This is a genomic window from Hydrogenophaga sp. UC242_53, assembly GCF_042696965.1.
In the GTDB taxonomy this organism is placed as follows: Bacteria; Pseudomonadota; Gammaproteobacteria; order Burkholderiales; family Burkholderiaceae_C; genus Hydrogenophaga.
Genome location: NZ_CP170552.1, coordinates 5,271,175 through 5,285,479 on the forward strand (window position 1 = coordinate 5,271,175; position 14,305 = coordinate 5,285,479).

Sequence of the window (14,305 nt, forward strand, 5' to 3'; positions counted from 1 at the left end):
GGTGGCTCAGCGCCAGCCCGGCACCTTCTTCAGCACGAAGTTCATCGCCGGTTCGGCCGGTGTGCCGCGCCCCTGGGCCGAGCGGCGGATGCCGCGCAGTTCCTGCGCAACAGCCCGAGGCGGTGACGTGGCCTTCCCACACCGCGTCCATGCGCAACGCCGTCGGCCGACTCGTCGAGGTTGAACTCGCCGTCCATGACGTCCCCGGACACCACCGCCTGCCGGTCGTTGCCGGCGGTGCTGCGTTTCAGGCTGCCGCGCACGCTGTCCGGGTACTCCGGGTGGCGCTCGAACAGCAGCGCGCCGGTGGAGGCGGGCGCGGCCTCGCTGCCCCCCTCCTGCGGCCAGAGCACCAGCTGCCACAGGCCGTAGAGCTGGCTGGGCGCCATGTCGCCGGGTTGGCTGCAGACGGTCGGGGGTGTGGCCGGCGCTTGCGCATGGCCGGCGCCGGCCAGCAGCGCCCACGCGGCGGCGAGGCAGAGGTGTTTCATGAGGCGGGGTCGGCCGCCTTCTGGGCGGCCTGGTCGGTGGCGCGTTGCGCGAACTCGGCGCGCAGCGCGCGCAGTTTCTCGCGCGGGTCTTCCTTCACGGTGGCCTGGTCCAGCGCCATCTCCTTGATGAAGCGGCTGGCCTGCCCGGGCACGCTCTCGCGCCCCTTCTTGCGGCGTTTGAGCCAGCTCACCGCCAGCGTGCGCTGCGCGCGCGTGATGCCCACGTACATCAGGCGGCGCTCTTCCTGCAGGCGCTGCGCCATGTCGGCCGCCTGCGCGTCGCTCTGGCCGGGCTCCTCGTCCATCTTGAACGGCAGCAGGCCCTCGTTCACGCCGACCAGCATCACGTGCGGCCACTCCAGGCCCTTGGAGGCGTGCAGCGTCGAGAGCGTCACCACGTTCTGGTCCTGCTCGCGCTCGCTCAGCGTGGAGAGCAGGGCGATCGTCTGCACCACCTCGAGCAGGCTCTTGCGCTCGCTCTCGATCTTCACGCCGTCCTCTTCCTCCAGCTTGCCGCCGCAGCGCCCGGCCACCCAGTCGCAGAAGTCCATCACGTTGGTCCAGCGCGCGGCCGCCACCTTCTCGTTGTCCTCGCTGTCGTAGAGGTGCTTCTCGTAGTCGATGTCCTTGAGCCACTCGGTGAGGAAGGCGCGCCCGGCCTCGTGGCCCACGGTGTGGCGCGCGCGGTACTCCAGGTCGTTCACCGCGCGGCCGAACTCGTGCAGCGTGCGCACCGCGCGCGGGGGCAGGGCGGTGCCCAGCGAGTTGGCGAACAGCGCCTCGAACAGACTCAGCTTGTACTGCGTGGCGAAGGCCCCCAGCTGCTGCAGCGTGGTGTGGCCGATGCCGCGCTTGGGCGTGGTGGCCGAGCGCAGGAAGGCCGGATCGTCGTTGTTGTTCACCAGCAGGCGCAGCCAGGCGCAGAGGTCGCGGATCTCGGCCTTGTCGAAGAAGCTCTGGCCGCCCGAGACCTTGTACGGCACCTGCGCGCGGCGCAGCGACTGCTCGAACGGGCGCGCCATGTGGTTGGCGCGGTAGAGGATGGCGAAGTCGCGCCACTCCTTATGCTGCGAGCTCGCGCGCAGGCTCAGGATGCGCGCCACCGCGCGCTCGGCCTCGTGTTCCTCGTTGTCGGCATCGACCACGCGCACCGGCTCGCCCTCGCCCAGGTCGCTCCACAGCGTCTTGGGAAACAGCTTGGGGTTGGGGCCGATGACGTTGTTCGCCGCGCGAAGGATCGCGCTGGTGGAGCGGTAGTTCTGCTCCAGCTTGATGACCTTGAGCTCGGGGAAGTCGTGCGGCAGCTTCTTCAGGTTGTCCAGCGTGGCGCCGCGCCAGCCGTAGATGGACTGGTCGTCGTCGCCCACGGCGGTGAAGCGCGCCCGTTCGCCCACCAGCAGCTTGAGCAGCTCGTACTGCGTGGCGTTGGTGTCCTGGTACTCGTCCACCAGCACGTGGCCCATCTTCTTCTGCCAGCGCGCGCGCACGTCTTCGTGCTCGCGCAGCAGCTTGAGCGGCAGCGTGATGAGGTCGTCGAAGTCCACGCTCTGGAAGGCCACCAGGCGCTCTTCGTAGCGCGCCATGATGGTCGCCATCACGCGCTCGTTTTCGTCCTTGGCCTGAGCGAGGGCCTGTGCCGCGTTCATGCCCGCGCCCTTCCACGCGCTGATGCCCCACTGCCAGCCGCGCGCGGTGGCCGCGTCGGTGGTGCCGCCGCAGTCCTTGAGCAGGCTGGTGATGTCGTCGGTGTCGAGGATGGAGAACTGCTTCTTCAGGCCCAGCACCTCGCCGTCGTCGCGCAGCAGGCGCACGCCCAGCGCGTGGAAGGTGCAGATCAGCACCTTGCGCGCGTCGCGCCCCACCAGTTGCGCCGCGCGCTCGCGCATTTCGGCGGCGGCCTTGTTGGTGAAGGTGATGGCGGCGATGCGGTCGGCCGCCAGGCCGGCCTGGATGAGCCGGCCGATCTTGTGCGTGATCACGCGCGTCTTGCCCGAGCCCGCGCCCGCGAGCACCAGGCAGGGCCCCGCCAGGTGGTTCACGGCTTCCAGTTGCGCGAGGTTCAGGCCGTGGGACATGGAGGGAGGCGGGCGGGCGTCGGGAAAGGCGGGAAAAGAGCGTTGGATCATACCGGGCGGGGTGTCGCGGGCCGCCCACGGGCGCCTGAGACAATCGGCCCCGTGCTGCACATCCTGCTGGTCACCTTCCCCTTCTTTGCGCTCGTGCTCGCCGGCTACGTGGCCGCGCGCCGGCGCATGCTGCCGCTGGAGGCCATTCCCGGGCTCAACGGTTTCGTGCTGTTCTTCGCGCTGCCCTGCATGCTGTACCGCTTCGGCTCCACCACACCGATCGCGCAGCTGCTCGACGGCTGGGTGGCCGGCCTGTACCTGCTGTGCGGTCTCATCGTGGTGGGCGCCACCATCGCCTTCACGCGCAACGCGCGCATCCGCTGGAACGACGCCTCCCTGGGCGCGCTGGTGGCGGCCTTTCCCAACTCGGGCTTCATGGGCGTGCCGCTGATCGTGGCCCTGCTCGGCGCGTCGGCGGCGGGCACCGTGATCCTCACCATGGTGGTGGACATGGTGATCACCAGCTCGCTGTGCATCGCGCTCTCGCGCCTGGACGAGGCGCAGGGCCAGGGCCGCTCGGCGGTGGCCGAGGCCACGCGCAAGGCGCTCAAGGGCGTGCTCACCAACCCCATGCCCTGGGCCATCGTGCTCGGCGGCCTGGCCTCGGCCTGGGCCTTCACCCTGCCCAAGCCGGTGGAGCAGACGGTGTGGCTGCTGGCCGATTCGGCCTCGCCCGTGGCGCTGTTCACCATTGGCGCGGTGCTGGCGCGCGCGCGGATGACGGCCAACCACCCCATGCCCCTGGCCGACTACCTGCCGGTGGCGCTGATGAAGCTCTTCGTGCACCCGCTGCTGGTGCTCGCCGTGGGCTGGCTGGCGATCCGCGCGGGTGCTCCACTGTCGTGGCCGACGCTGGTGGTGATGGTGCTGGTGGCCGCGCTGCCCAGCGCGAGCAACGTCTCGCTGCTGGCCGAGCGCTTCGGCGCCGACAACGGGCGCATCGCCCGCATCATCCTCGTGACCACGGCGGCCGCCTTCCTCACGTTCTCCGGGGCCGTGGCGCTGCTGACCTGAAGCTTTCGTGACGGGAGAATGAAGCTTCGATAGGCACTGCCTATGTCCTTCATCCAGGCTTTTGTTTTGACACCCCCGGGGTGGCTCTCTAAAGTGCGTTGGCTCATCCCCGCCAACCACAAAGGAGATCCCCATGTCAGAAGCCAAGTGTCCCTTCCACCACGGTTCCGGTGTCGGAACCAGCAACAAGGACTGGTGGCCGAACCAGTTGCGCATGGACGTGCTGAACCAGCACTCCGCCAAGTCCAACCCGCTGGGCGAATCGTTCGACTACGCGGCCGAATTCAAGAAGCTGGACTACAAGGCACTCAAGGCCGATCTGAACAAGCTGATGACCGACAGCCAGGACTGGTGGCCCGCCGACTTCGGCCACTACGGCCCGCAGTTCATCCGCATGGCCTGGCACTCGGCCGGCACCTACCGCACCACCGACGGCCGTGGCGGCGGTGGCCGTGGCCAGCAGCGCTTCGCGCCGCTCAACTCGTGGCCCGACAACGTCAACATCGACAAGTCGCGCCGCCTGCTGTGGCCGATCAAACAGAAATACGGCCAGCAGATCTCCTGGGCCGACCTCATGATCCTCGCGGGCAACGTGGCGCTGGAGTCCATGGGCTTTCGCACCTTCGGCTTCGCGGCGGGCCGTGAGGACGTGTGGGAACCCGATACCGACGTGAGCTGGGGCGCCGAGACCAAGTGGCTGGGCGATGACCAGCGCTTCGAGGGCGACCGTGTCCTGGTCAAGAGCCTGGGCGCGACGCACATGGGCCTGATCTATGTGAACCCCGAAGGCCCGAACGCCAGCGGCGACTACATGGCCGCGGCCAAGGACATCCGCGCCACCTTCTACCGCATGGCCATGGACGACGAGGAAATCGTCGCGCTGATCGCCGGTGGTCACACCTTCGGCAAGGCGCACGGCGCGGCGCCGGAATCGCACAAGGGCAAGGAACCCGAGGGCGGTTCGATCGAAGCGCAAGGCCTGGGCTGGACCAGCGACTTCGGCAGTGGACATGGCAAGGACACCGTCTCCAGCGGCCTGGAAGTGACCTGGACCACCACCCCCGCGCAATGGAGCAACAACTTCTTCGAGAACCTGTTCAAGTTCGAATGGGAAGAGGAGCGCAGCCCCGCGGGCGCCAGGCAGTGGGTCGCCAAGGACGCGCCGGAGATCATCCCCGATGCGCACGTGCCCGGTCTGAAGCACAAGCCCAAGATGCTCACCACCGACCTGACCATGCGCTTCGATCCCGAGTTCGGCAAGATCTCCCAGCGCTTCCTCAACGACCCGCAAGCCTTCGCCGAGGCCTTCGCCCGCGCCTGGTTCAAGCTGACGCACCGCGACATGGGACCCAAGGCGCGTTACCTTGGCCCTGAAGTGCCGAAGGAAGACCTGATCTGGCAGGACCCGCTGCCCGCGGCCACGCACAACCCCACGGCGGCGGACATCGCCGACCTCAAGGCCCGGATCGCGGCCTCGGACCTGTCGGTGAGCGAGCTGGTCTCGGTGGCCTGGGCTTCGGCCTCCACCTTCCGTGGTGGCGACAAGCGCGGTGGCGCCAACGGCGCGCGCCTGGCGCTCGCGCCGCAGAAGGACTGGGTGGTCAACCAGGTGGCGGTGAGGGCGCTGCCCAAGCTGGTGGAGATCCAGAAAGCCTCGGGCAAGGCCTCGCTGGCCGACGTGATCGTGCTGGCCGGTGGGGTCGGTGTCGAGCAGGCGGCCAAGGCCGCGGGGGTCGCCGTGGACGTGCCGTTCACGCCCGGGCGGGTCGATGCGCGGCAGGACCAGACCGACGTCGAATCCTTCGCCGTGCTGGAGCCCGAGGCCGATGGCTTCCGAAATTACAAGGCGGGCAAGAGCGCCGCGTCGACGGAAGCGCTGCTGGTCGACAAGGCGCAGCTGCTCACGCTGACGGCGCCCGAGATGACCGCGCTGGTGGGGGGCCTGCGCGTGCTCGGCGCCAACGCCGACGGCAGCCAGCACGGGGTGTTCACCGACCGGGTCGGCGCACTCACCAATGCCTTCTTCGTCAACCTGCTGAACATGAACACCGTGTGGACGCCGGTGGATGCCGAGGCCGAGGTGTTCGAAGGCAAGGACCGCCAGAGCGGCCAGCTGCGGTACACCGCCACCCGCAACGATCTGGTGTTCGGCTCCAACTCGGTGCTGCGCGCCTATGCCGAGGTGTACGCCAGCGCGGATCGCCAGTCGAAGTTCCTCAAGGACTTCGTGGCCGCCTGGACCAAGGTCATGAACCTGGACCGGTTCGACATCGCCTGATCGTTTCGGGCATCCGTCCAAGCCCCGGGATGCCGAATCCCGGGGCTTTTGTTTTGGGCATGGGCCGATGTCCCCGGCGGCGAGGCCCATGCCGTTGCTGCATCAACCAAACTTTCGATCATGGGGGCGCACTCATGCTGGACCCGTCGCGGTGCGATGGGGACGGGTGTTGTGTTCGTGTTGTGAGGATGTGGTTCATGGACGTGGTTGGGTTCAGCGCGAGGAGGGTCGCCCAGGTCGGGGTCGACCCCTTCAAAAAGGTGGAAAGCCCCAGGGGCATTGCGCTCAGCCCTGGCAACACCTGGGCATCGACGAAGGCCGGCTCTGGCCCCTTGCCGGGTTCTGATGAGGTTTCGGGCATTTCGATCTCCGCGCCGTCGCTGCGAGAGGACCCTCCCTCGGTGAGGGCGCGGGTGTTGGTGCACCAGGATGTCCAGGCCGTGAAGAGCCTGCCCACGTTTGCGCAAAGGCACCCGCTTCTGGCCAGGGTGTTCCGTGTTTTCACGGCCGTGCTGGCGTTTCCGCTGCTGCTGGCGTTGAACACGGTCGCGATTCCATTGGCGCATGCCGTGGCATGCGCCTCGAAGGAGTGGGGCGATGGGGGCCTGGCCCAGTCCTTGGGCAAAAGCCGGCTGGTGCGGGCGCTGTGGGGCGACGGTTTCGCCGACTGGCTGCGCCACCGGCGACGGCAAGGTGCAGGGCGTGCTTGCGATGCTGTGCGTCTGCCTGCCGGTGTTGCTGGTGAAGTCCGCCGTGTTTTCCGTGCACGGCGCGTCGGGCCTGTTCGACAACCTGTCGAACGGATTTTCCGAACGCGCATGGGCGTGCCAGGCGGGGTCGATCTACGACACCTGGACGAAGGACCAGGGCGTGCTCGCGCCCAGCTACCGCTTCCGGTCCGGCACCTGGGTGCGTGCGCGGTAGGCCGGGTCGATGGCGCGCTCCGAGCTCGAACGGGTGCTGGCGCAGATGGGCGAACACCTCGGCCTGCGGGACGCGCACCGCCTGCAGGACGGCGGGCTGCTGGAGGTGGGCGGGCACGAACTGCTGTTGCATCACGACGCAGAAAATGCGCCACACCTGGTCCAGGCGCGCCTGAACCTGGGACCGGCCGACCCGCACCAGCGCGAATGGATCTGGCACCGGCTGCTGGTCAGCAACTTCGAATGGGCCTGCAACGGCAGCCTGGGCTGGAGCCTGTCACCCGAGGGCGATCTGGCGATGCTCACCGCGCACCACCCCTTGGACACGCAGACCACGGGTGCCGAGCTGGCCGCCTGGCTGCGTGAGCTGCTGGTCTGCGCGCGGGCGCATTGGCAGGCCCTGCCGTCGCGGCAGGCCATGGCCGACTTCCAGGCCCTGGCTCCGCTGCGGCGCACCCGGCGGCCCGTGTCCACGCAGCCCGATGGCTGGGAGCCGCTGATCGACGCGCTCTGCGACCACGTGGGCATCGCCGAGCGCCATGCCTTGCGGCGTGGCGAGGGCAGCCTGCGGGTGGACGGCGTGGACATGCTGCTGCGGCACGACCCGTTGGTGCCCGGGCGTTTCCAGGTGAGCCTCGACCTGGGCATGGCGCCAATCGGCCCGCGTGAAAAGCTGTGGCAGGGCCTGCTGTGGAGCAACTTTCTGATGGGCGCGGGCGGCGATGTGCTGTTCAGCGTGCTCCCGCAGCGCGAGGCGGTGGTGATGACGCTGCAGCAGACCTTGCCGGTCGAACCGAGCGCGCAGGAGTTCTGCGATCTGCTGCATGCCCTGGCGGCACAAGGCCAAGGTGTCTGGGACACCCTGCGCGACACGGTCTCGCGGATGGAAACCGCCATGCCGGTAGGCCCGCCGGCCCAGGCGGGTCGACGCTTGAGCGCGCCTTGACGGTTGCCTACCGCTTCAAGGCCTCCTGCTCCAGCAGCAGGTAGGTGTTGTACGCGTTCATGCGGTTGGCCGGGCCGAACATGGGCATGGTCTCGAAGGCGGACCAGTCGGTCTTGTCGTAGGCCTCTTCGAACGGCACGAAGTTCTCCACCGCCTCGCCCATGCTCTGGCGCAGGTGCTTGAGGTAGTCGCGCGTGGTGCCGATGTCCTTCTTCGGGTCGGTGGACGCGGCGCCGTGCCCCGGCACGACCGCTTTGGCGTCGAAGGCCAGCAGGCGCTCCAGCGACAGGATCCACTGGCGGCTGTTGGCCTGGCCCACGAAGGGCAGGCGGCCGTTGAAGAACAGGTCGCCCGCGAACAGCACCTTTTCCGAAGGCACGAACACCGTGAGGTCTTCGGGCGTGTGGGAGGGCCCGACCGGCGTGAGCTCGAACACCACGCCACCGACCTTCAGGGCGGTGGGTCCGTCGATCCAGACGTCGGCCGGCACGATGCGGGTCTGCTCGTTGATCCAGGGCGCGAGGTCGGTGCGCGAGGCCTCCAGGCGCAGGCGCGCGGTGTCGGACTGGATGTACTCGCGCGACGCGCTGTGCGCGATGATCTTCGCCCCCAGCTGCTTGAAGTGCTGCAGGCCGTAGATGTGGTCGGCGTGGTAGTGGGTCAGGATCACGTGCGTGATCGGCTTGTCGGTCCGTTGGCGGATCGCCTGCGTGAGCCGCTCGGCCAGCCGGGGCGAGCCCAGCGCGTCCACCACCACCACGCCCTCGGGGGTTACCACGAAACCGGCGTTGCTGATGAAGTTCTGGTTCCTGGTCGAGCCCAGCTGGGTCAGGCCCTGCACGTAGTAGCTGTGGGGGCCGACCGCCTCCACGGTCATGGCCGGGCCGGTGTCGGCGGCGGGCTGGGCCTGGGCGGCGAAGGTGCGCAGGGCGATCAGGGGCGCAAGCCACCAGCGAAGGGAAAGTCGGGGCACGGGTCGTCTCCAGTAGTCTTGCCTGCTCTTATATCGCAATTTACTTATATTTGAGCGCGGTCGGCTTTGCGGGTCTCACGTTTTCGGGCCGACTGCCGATCTTCAAGGCGAGCCGGCGACATGACCGGCCAGGAGCCCGCATGATCAAGCCCCCTTTGCCGCACAACGAAGCGAAGCGCCTGAAGGCGCTGCGCGACCTGGTGATCCTGGACACGCCGCCCGAGGAGCGTTTCGACCGCATTTCGGCGTTCGCGGCGAAAGAGTTCAACGTGCCGATCGCGCTGGTGTCGCTGGTCGATCACGATCGCCAGTGGTTCAAGTCGTCCTTCGGCCTGGAGGACGTGCAGGAAACGCCGCGCGACATTTCCTTCTGCGGCCACGCGGTGGCGATGGCGAAGACGCTGATCGTGCCCGATGCGCTGGCCGATCCCCGCTTCGCCGACAACCCCATGGTGGTGGGCCAGCCCTATGTGCGCTTCTACGCCGGGGCGCTGCTGCGCCTGCCGTACGGGCAGGTGGTGGGCACGCTGTGCATCATGGACCGGCGCCCGCGCGATTTCGACAAACTGGACGAGGCCATCCTCAACGGCCTGCGCGACCTGGTGGTGGAGGAGCTGTTCCGGCGCGAGGAGGCGGTGTCGTGAGCGCCGGCCGGCCGCAGGTGCTGCTGATCGAACCCGATGGCCTGGTGCGCGGCACCGTGGCCTCGGTGTGCCGCGAGCTGCAGCTGGTGCGGCTGCAGCAGGCGACCAGCATCGCCCAGGGCGAAAAATGGATGCAGAGCAACGTGGACCACGGCCTGCTGCTCTCGCTGGCCGAGCGCGACGCGGCGCTGGCGCTGCTCACGCGGCTGCGCGCGGGTGAACTGCGCTGCGAGGCCGACATTCCGGTGGCGGTGATGGTGGCCAGCGCCGACGCGGAGCTGGTGGTGCGACTCAAGGAGCTTGACGTGCGCCGCCTGCTGCTGCAACCCTTCCGCCTGCGCGACGTGGTGCACACGCTGGAGCAGCTCTGGCCGATGCCGGAAATCCTCGTCGCCTGAAGAGGCGCCCTCCAGAACACCGCGGGTCCGGCTTCGCCGGCCCGCAGGTGTTGCCCCCTGGGGGGTGACGCCGCAGGCGGCGCGGGGGGATCCCTCTAGATCGCGAGCGGGTCCACGTCCACCGCGTAACGCACCAATCCACGCGCCTGCGGCAGGCCCCGGCACTCCAGCAAGACCGGCTGCCAGGCGCTCAGGAAGCGCTGCAGGGCGGCGCGCGAGACGGCCTCCACCAGCAATTGCGCGCGCTCCACGTTCGCCACGCGCTGGATGGTCAGCGGCACCGCCGGGTAGAGCGTGATCTCGTCGCGGTGCGGCAGGCCGTCGGCGGCCTGCGCGGCCGCGTTCAGGTAGGCCTGGGCCGCCTGCTGGGTTTTCGCGTCGGCGCGCAGCAGCGCCTGGTGGCGAAAGGGCGGCATGCCCGCGCTTTCGCGCTCGCCCAGCTGCTGCGCGGCGAAGGCCGGGAAGTCGTGCCGGCGCAGCGCGGCGAACAGCGGGTGCTGCGGCGTCCAGGTCTGCACCCACAGCTCGCTCTCGCTGCCCTGGCTGCTCACGAAAACCGCGTCGCGCCCGGCGCGCCCACCGGCCTGCATCAGCAGCGCGAACAGGCGCTCGGGCGCGCGGTAGTCGCTGGCGAACAGGCCCGAGTCGGCGTTGATGCCGGCCACCAGCGTGATGCGGCGAAAGTCGTGGCCCTTGGCGATCATCTGCGTGCCCACCAGCACGTCCACCTCGCCGCTGTGCATGGTGGCGAGCTGCTGTTCCAGGCTGCCCTTGAGGCGGGTCGAGTCGGCGTCCATGCGCGCCACGCGCGCGGGGCCGCCGTCGGGGCGCTTCACGTCGGCCAGCAGGCTGGCGAGTTGCTCTTCCACCTGTTCCGTGCCTTTGCCGATGGGCGCGATGTCGAGGTTGCCGCACTCGGGGCAGGCGCGCGGCACGCGCTCGGTGAAGCCGCAGTGGTGGCAGCGCAGCGTGCGGTCCAGCTTGTGGAACACGCGAAAGGCGCTGCAGTGCGGGCAGGCGCTCTTCCAGCCGCAGTCGTGGCAGGCCAGCACCGGGGAGTAGCCGCGCCGGTTGAGCAGCACCATGCATTGTTCGCCACGCGCGATGCGCTCGGCCATCGCGGCCACCAGGGGCGGGGCGAGCACCGCGCCTTTGGGCTGGTGGTTCATGTCGACCAGGCGCAGGCGCGGCAGCGCGCCGCCGCCGATGCGCGCCGGCATGGCCAGGCGCAGGTAGCGGCCCTGGTCGGCCGCGTGCCAGCTCTCCAGCGAGGGCGTGGCCGAGCCGAGCACGACGCGGCAGCGCGCCGCCGCATCGCCCGTCTCGGCCACCAGCGCCTCCGTTTCCACCTTGGCGCGGTAGACCGCGAGGTCGCGCGCCGAATAGCGTGCGCCTTCCTGGCTCTTGTAGCTGGGGTCGTGCTCTTCGTCGACCACGATCAGGCGCAGCCCCGGCAGGCTGGCCAGCACCGCCATGCGCGTGCCCAGCACGATGCGCGCCTGGCCGGTGTGCGCCGCGAGCCAGCCGGCCAGGCGCTGCGCGGGCGTCATGCCGCTGTGCAGGCAGACCAGGGCACCCGCGCCGAACAGGGGCTCGAAGCGCTCGCGAAAGCGCGCTTCCAGCTGCGGCGTGAGGTTGATCTCCGGCACCATCACCAGCACCTGCGCGTCGGCCTGCGCCTGCAGCACGTGCTGCGTGGCCTGCAGGTAGACCTCGGTCTTGCCGCTGCCGGTGGCGCCGTACAGCAGCACCGGGGCCTGCGCGGCTTCCAGCGCCTGCAGGGCCTCGCGCTGTTCGTCGCTCAGGTCCAGGCCGATGTCGGTGGCCGTGCCGTCGGGCGGGGCTTGCGGGGCGCGGGCGGCCTGCTGTTTCTGGCTTTTCTTGAGGCGTCGGGCGAGCTGCACGGTGTTCAGGTCGCGCAGCTGCGGCGGCAGGGCCGCCAGCGACACCTCGCCCAGGCTGCGCTGGTAGTACTGCGCCGCGAAACGCAGCAGCTGGCGCCAGCGCGCGTTGAGCGGCGGCAGGCCTTCGAGCACGCCGGCCACGGTTTTGGTCTGGGCTTCGCTCAGGCCTTCGGGGGGCTGGTCGGGGCATTCCCAGACCACGCCCAGCACCTCCCGGGCACCCAGCGGCACCCGCACCAAGGTGCCCGGTGCGAGCGACAACTCACTCCGGTAAGTCAGGCTGGCGCCCACCCCGCTGTGGGCCGGGGTGCGCACGACGACGCTGGGCCAGAAAGCCATGCTTAGCGCCCATTCCTCAGCTGGACTGTCGGAACGCGCGCTAAGTTGTTGATTTGACAGAGCATCGGAACATATCCAGACTTTTTGTGGATAACTTTGTTGATAGTTTGCCTGCGCGCCGTCGGAAGCCTTGCAAATCAAGGGTTTGCTTAAACTGCCCGCAAAAAAAGCAGAAAATAAAATCTATATGAATCAATAACTTACGAGGCACTTGTAGGATTTGTCTGGCGCCTGGCCGCGGCGGGCCTCATGGCGCACCGCAGCACGAGTTTTGTGCATAAGTAAGGCGTGTCAAGTGACTTTTTCGGCATTATTTGTGTTATGGCCGGTTCAGACGGCGGCTTTTTGACGCCTTCATGACGCCAGAACGGGGGCGTTGCATCCGCCGCCCCAAGGGCGCCGGGGCAGGCCAAAAGCCCCGGTCCAGCTGCAAAAACGGGAGCGCTTCAGGCCGCCTGACGCAGCCGCCGGGAATGCGAATGCACCGCATCCACGAGCACCGACACGTGCTCCGGCGGGGTGTGCTGGCTGATGCCGTGGCCCAGGTTGAAGATGTGCGTGGGGCCGGTGCCGGCGCCCTGGTGCGGCCGGCCGAAGCTCTCGAGCACCGCGGCCACCTCGGCCTCGATGCGCTCGGGCGGCGCGAACAGCACGTTGGGGTCGATGTTGCCCTGCAGCGCCTTGCCGTGGGCGCCTTCGCCCACCTGGGCGCGCGCGCGGGCCAGGTTCACGGTCCAGTCCAGGCCCAGGGCGTGGCAGTCGAGGTCCTTCATGTCGTCCAGCCACAGGCCGCCGCCCTTGGTGAAGACGATGCGCGGAATCACCACGCCGCCGTGTTCGCGCTTGAGCTGCGCCAGCACGCGGCGCGTGTAGGCCAGGCTGAAGTCCTGGAACTTGCCGTCGGCCAGCACACCGCCCCAGCTGTCGAACACCATCACGGCCTGGGCGCCGGCGTCGATCTGCGCGTTGAGGTAGGCTGCGCACGGCGTCGGCGTTGACGGCGAGGATGCGGTGCATCAGGTCGGGGCGCGCGTACATCAGCGACTTCACGGCGCGGTAGTCGTCGCTGCCGCCGCCTTCGACCATGTAGCAGGCCAGCGTCCAGGGGCTGCCCGAAAAACCGATCAGGGGCACGCGGCCGTTGAGCGCCTTGCGGATCGAGGTGACGGCGTCGAACACGTAGCGCAGCTTGTCCATGTCGGGCACGGCCAGCGCGGCCACGTCGGCCTCGGTGCGCACGGTCTTCTCGAACTTCGGGCCTTCGCCGAGGGCGAACGACAGGCCCAGGCCCATGGCGTCGGGCACGGTGAGGATGTCGCTGAACAGGATGGCCGCGTCCAGCGCGTAACGCTCCAGCGGTTGCAGCGTCACTTCGGTCGCGTAGTCGGTGTTGGTCGCCAGCCCCATGAAGCTGCCGGCCTGGGCGCGCGTGGCGCGGTACTCGGGCAGGTAGCGGCCGGCCTGGCGCATGAGCCAGACGGGCGTGTGGTCGGTGGATTGGCGAAGGCAGGCACGCAGAAAGGTGTCGTTCTGCAGGGGAGCAAAGGGCATGTCGGTATCGGGGACTGGGGTGGGGGGGGTATCGGGGGATTATCGGCCCCCACCCAGGGCGCAGGCGCAGGTCGGCTACGCTGCGCCGTTCTTGTACTTGATGCCGCAGCCGTAGGCACGGCTGGTGGCGACGCTCACCGGTTTGCCCGAGCGCAGTTCGCCCAGGCCCTGGCGCACGTAGTTGGTGGCCTTCGGGATGTCGTCCACCCGCGCCGAGGGGATGCTGTCGATGCCGCCGGCGTACACCAGCAGGCCCTGCGCATTGACGATGTACATGTGCGGCGTGACGCGCGCGGCATAGGCCTCACCCACCTTGCCGTCCTCGTCCATCAGCGTGGCGGTGGGGCTGGCCTGTTTCTCGGTCATCCAGCGGCCGAGCTGCTGGGGCGACTGGTAGTCGGCGCTGTCGTCGCGCGTGGAGTTGATCGCGAGCCACACCACGCCCTGGGCGGTGGCTTCCTTCTGCAGCGCCTGCATGTTGCCCTGGTAGTGCTTGCGCACGAAGGGGCAGCCCGGGTTGTTCCATTCCAGCACCACGGTCCTGCCCTTGAAGTCCGAGAGCTTGACGGGCTTGCCGGTGGTGTCCTGAAGGCTGAAGTCGGGCGCGGGCTGGCCCACACCGGGGGCCGCGAACGCGGGCGTGACCAGCATCGTGCCCAGGGGCGAAAAGACGGCCAGGGCGAGCAGGGGACGGCGTTGCATGGTGGCACTCCTGAAA

11 protein-coding genes and 1 pseudogene are annotated in these 14,305 nt (G+C 68.8%); 6 read left to right on the plus strand and 6 right to left on the minus strand.

Features of this window, described 5'->3' with window-relative positions:
* Positions 1–41 precede the first annotated feature (41 nt).
* Positions 42–491: a hypothetical protein gene (locus tag ACFJI0_RS26575; RefSeq protein ID WP_382322963.1), complete on the minus strand. Its 450-nt coding sequence runs from the start codon at positions 489–491 to the stop codon at positions 42–44.
* Complete coding sequence (locus tag ACFJI0_RS26580; protein ID WP_382322964.1) at positions 488–2,566, minus strand: ATP-dependent helicase; 2,079 nt, start codon at positions 2,564–2,566, stop codon at positions 488–490. The genes ACFJI0_RS26575 and ACFJI0_RS26580 overlap by 4 nt, the downstream gene beginning before the upstream one ends.
* A gap of 102 nt (positions 2,567–2,668) precedes the next feature.
* Here ACFJI0_RS26580 and ACFJI0_RS26585 point away from each other — a divergent pair, with 102 nt between their 5' ends.
* From ACFJI0_RS26585 to ACFJI0_RS26600, 4 genes are all read left to right on the plus strand, one after another.
* On the plus strand, positions 2,669–3,631 hold the full coding sequence (locus tag ACFJI0_RS26585) for an AEC family transporter (protein ID WP_382322965.1): 963 nt from the start codon (positions 2,669–2,671) through the stop codon (positions 3,629–3,631).
* A 133-nt stretch (positions 3,632–3,764) separates the two neighbouring features.
* The gene (katG, locus tag ACFJI0_RS26590) at positions 3,765–5,909 is read left to right on the plus strand and encodes a catalase/peroxidase HPI (RefSeq protein WP_382322966.1); all 2,145 of its coding nucleotides are present in this window, start codon (positions 3,765–3,767) and stop codon (positions 5,907–5,909) included.
* Between the two features lie 597 nt (positions 5,910–6,506).
* Positions 6,507–6,833 (plus strand): hypothetical protein, encoded by a 327-nt coding sequence (locus ACFJI0_RS26595; protein ID WP_382322967.1) that lies wholly within the window; start codon positions 6,507–6,509, stop codon positions 6,831–6,833.
* Between the two features lie 9 nt (positions 6,834–6,842).
* Positions 6,843–7,778 (plus strand): hypothetical protein, encoded by a 936-nt coding sequence (locus ACFJI0_RS26600; protein ID WP_382322968.1) that lies wholly within the window; start codon positions 6,843–6,845, stop codon positions 7,776–7,778.
* A 7-nt stretch (positions 7,779–7,785) separates the two neighbouring features.
* Here the strand turns inward: ACFJI0_RS26600 and ACFJI0_RS26605 are convergent, their stop codons facing one another.
* On the minus strand, positions 7,786–8,751 hold the full coding sequence (locus ACFJI0_RS26605) for an MBL fold metallo-hydrolase (protein WP_382322969.1): 966 nt from the start codon (positions 8,749–8,751) through the stop codon (positions 7,786–7,788).
* A 140-nt stretch (positions 8,752–8,891) separates the two neighbouring features.
* Here ACFJI0_RS26605 and ACFJI0_RS26610 point away from each other — a divergent pair, with 140 nt between their 5' ends.
* A complete protein-coding gene (locus ACFJI0_RS26610; RefSeq protein ID WP_382162605.1) occupies positions 8,892–9,395 on the plus strand; it encodes a GAF domain-containing protein in 504 nt (167 codons plus the stop codon).
* Entirely contained in the window at positions 9,392–9,793 is a 402-nt protein-coding gene (locus ACFJI0_RS26615; RefSeq protein ID WP_382322970.1) for a hypothetical protein, read from the plus strand. Before ACFJI0_RS26610 ends, ACFJI0_RS26615 begins: the two co-directional genes overlap by 4 nt.
* A 95-nt stretch (positions 9,794–9,888) precedes the next feature.
* On the opposite strand, the gene priA is transcribed toward ACFJI0_RS26615, so the two are convergent.
* The 3 genes and pseudogenes from priA to ACFJI0_RS26630 all read right to left on the minus strand — a co-directional run bounded on the left by priA (position 9,889) and on the right by ACFJI0_RS26630 (position 14,289).
* Positions 9,889–12,036, minus strand: coding sequence for a primosomal protein N' (priA, locus tag ACFJI0_RS26620; protein WP_382322971.1), 2,148 nt, complete (start codon positions 12,034–12,036; stop codon positions 9,889–9,891).
* 446 nt (positions 12,037–12,482) lie between these two features.
* Positions 12,483–13,587, minus strand: a pseudogene (gene hemE / locus ACFJI0_RS26625) (uroporphyrinogen decarboxylase).
* Positions 13,588–13,662: 75 nt separating this feature from the next.
* Positions 13,663–14,289 carry a thioredoxin family protein gene (locus ACFJI0_RS26630; protein ID WP_382322972.1) on the minus strand — a complete coding sequence of 209 codons (627 nt, stop codon included), beginning with the start codon at positions 14,287–14,289 and terminating at the stop codon, positions 13,663–13,665.
* Positions 14,290–14,305: the final 16 nt, after the last annotated feature.

What these genes read in the sequence shown, in the direction of transcription:
- ACFJI0_RS26575 (WP_382322963.1), bottom strand. Translation starts at nt 491, where the DNA reads ATGAAACACCTCTGCCTCGCCGCCGCGTGGGCGCTGCTGGCCGGCGCC.
- katG (WP_382322966.1), top strand. Translation starts at nt 3,765, where the DNA reads ATGTCAGAAGCCAAGTGTCCCTTCCACCACGGTTCCGGTGTCGGAACC.
- ACFJI0_RS26630 (WP_382322972.1), bottom strand. Translation starts at nt 14,289, where the DNA reads ATGCAACGCCGTCCCCTGCTCGCCCTGGCCGTCTTTTCGCCCCTGGGC.
- ACFJI0_RS26580 (WP_382322964.1), bottom strand. Translation starts at nt 2,566, where the DNA reads ATGTCCCACGGCCTGAACCTCGCGCAACTGGAAGCCGTGAACCACCTG.
- ACFJI0_RS26600 (WP_382322968.1), top strand. Translation starts at nt 6,843, where the DNA reads ATGGCGCGCTCCGAGCTCGAACGGGTGCTGGCGCAGATGGGCGAACAC.
- ACFJI0_RS26610 (WP_382162605.1), top strand. Translation starts at nt 8,892, where the DNA reads ATGATCAAGCCCCCTTTGCCGCACAACGAAGCGAAGCGCCTGAAGGCG.
- ACFJI0_RS26595 (WP_382322967.1), top strand. Translation starts at nt 6,507, where the DNA reads ATGGGGGCCTGGCCCAGTCCTTGGGCAAAAGCCGGCTGGTGCGGGCGC.
- priA (WP_382322971.1), bottom strand. Translation starts at nt 12,036, where the DNA reads ATGGCTTTCTGGCCCAGCGTCGTCGTGCGCACCCCGGCCCACAGCGGG.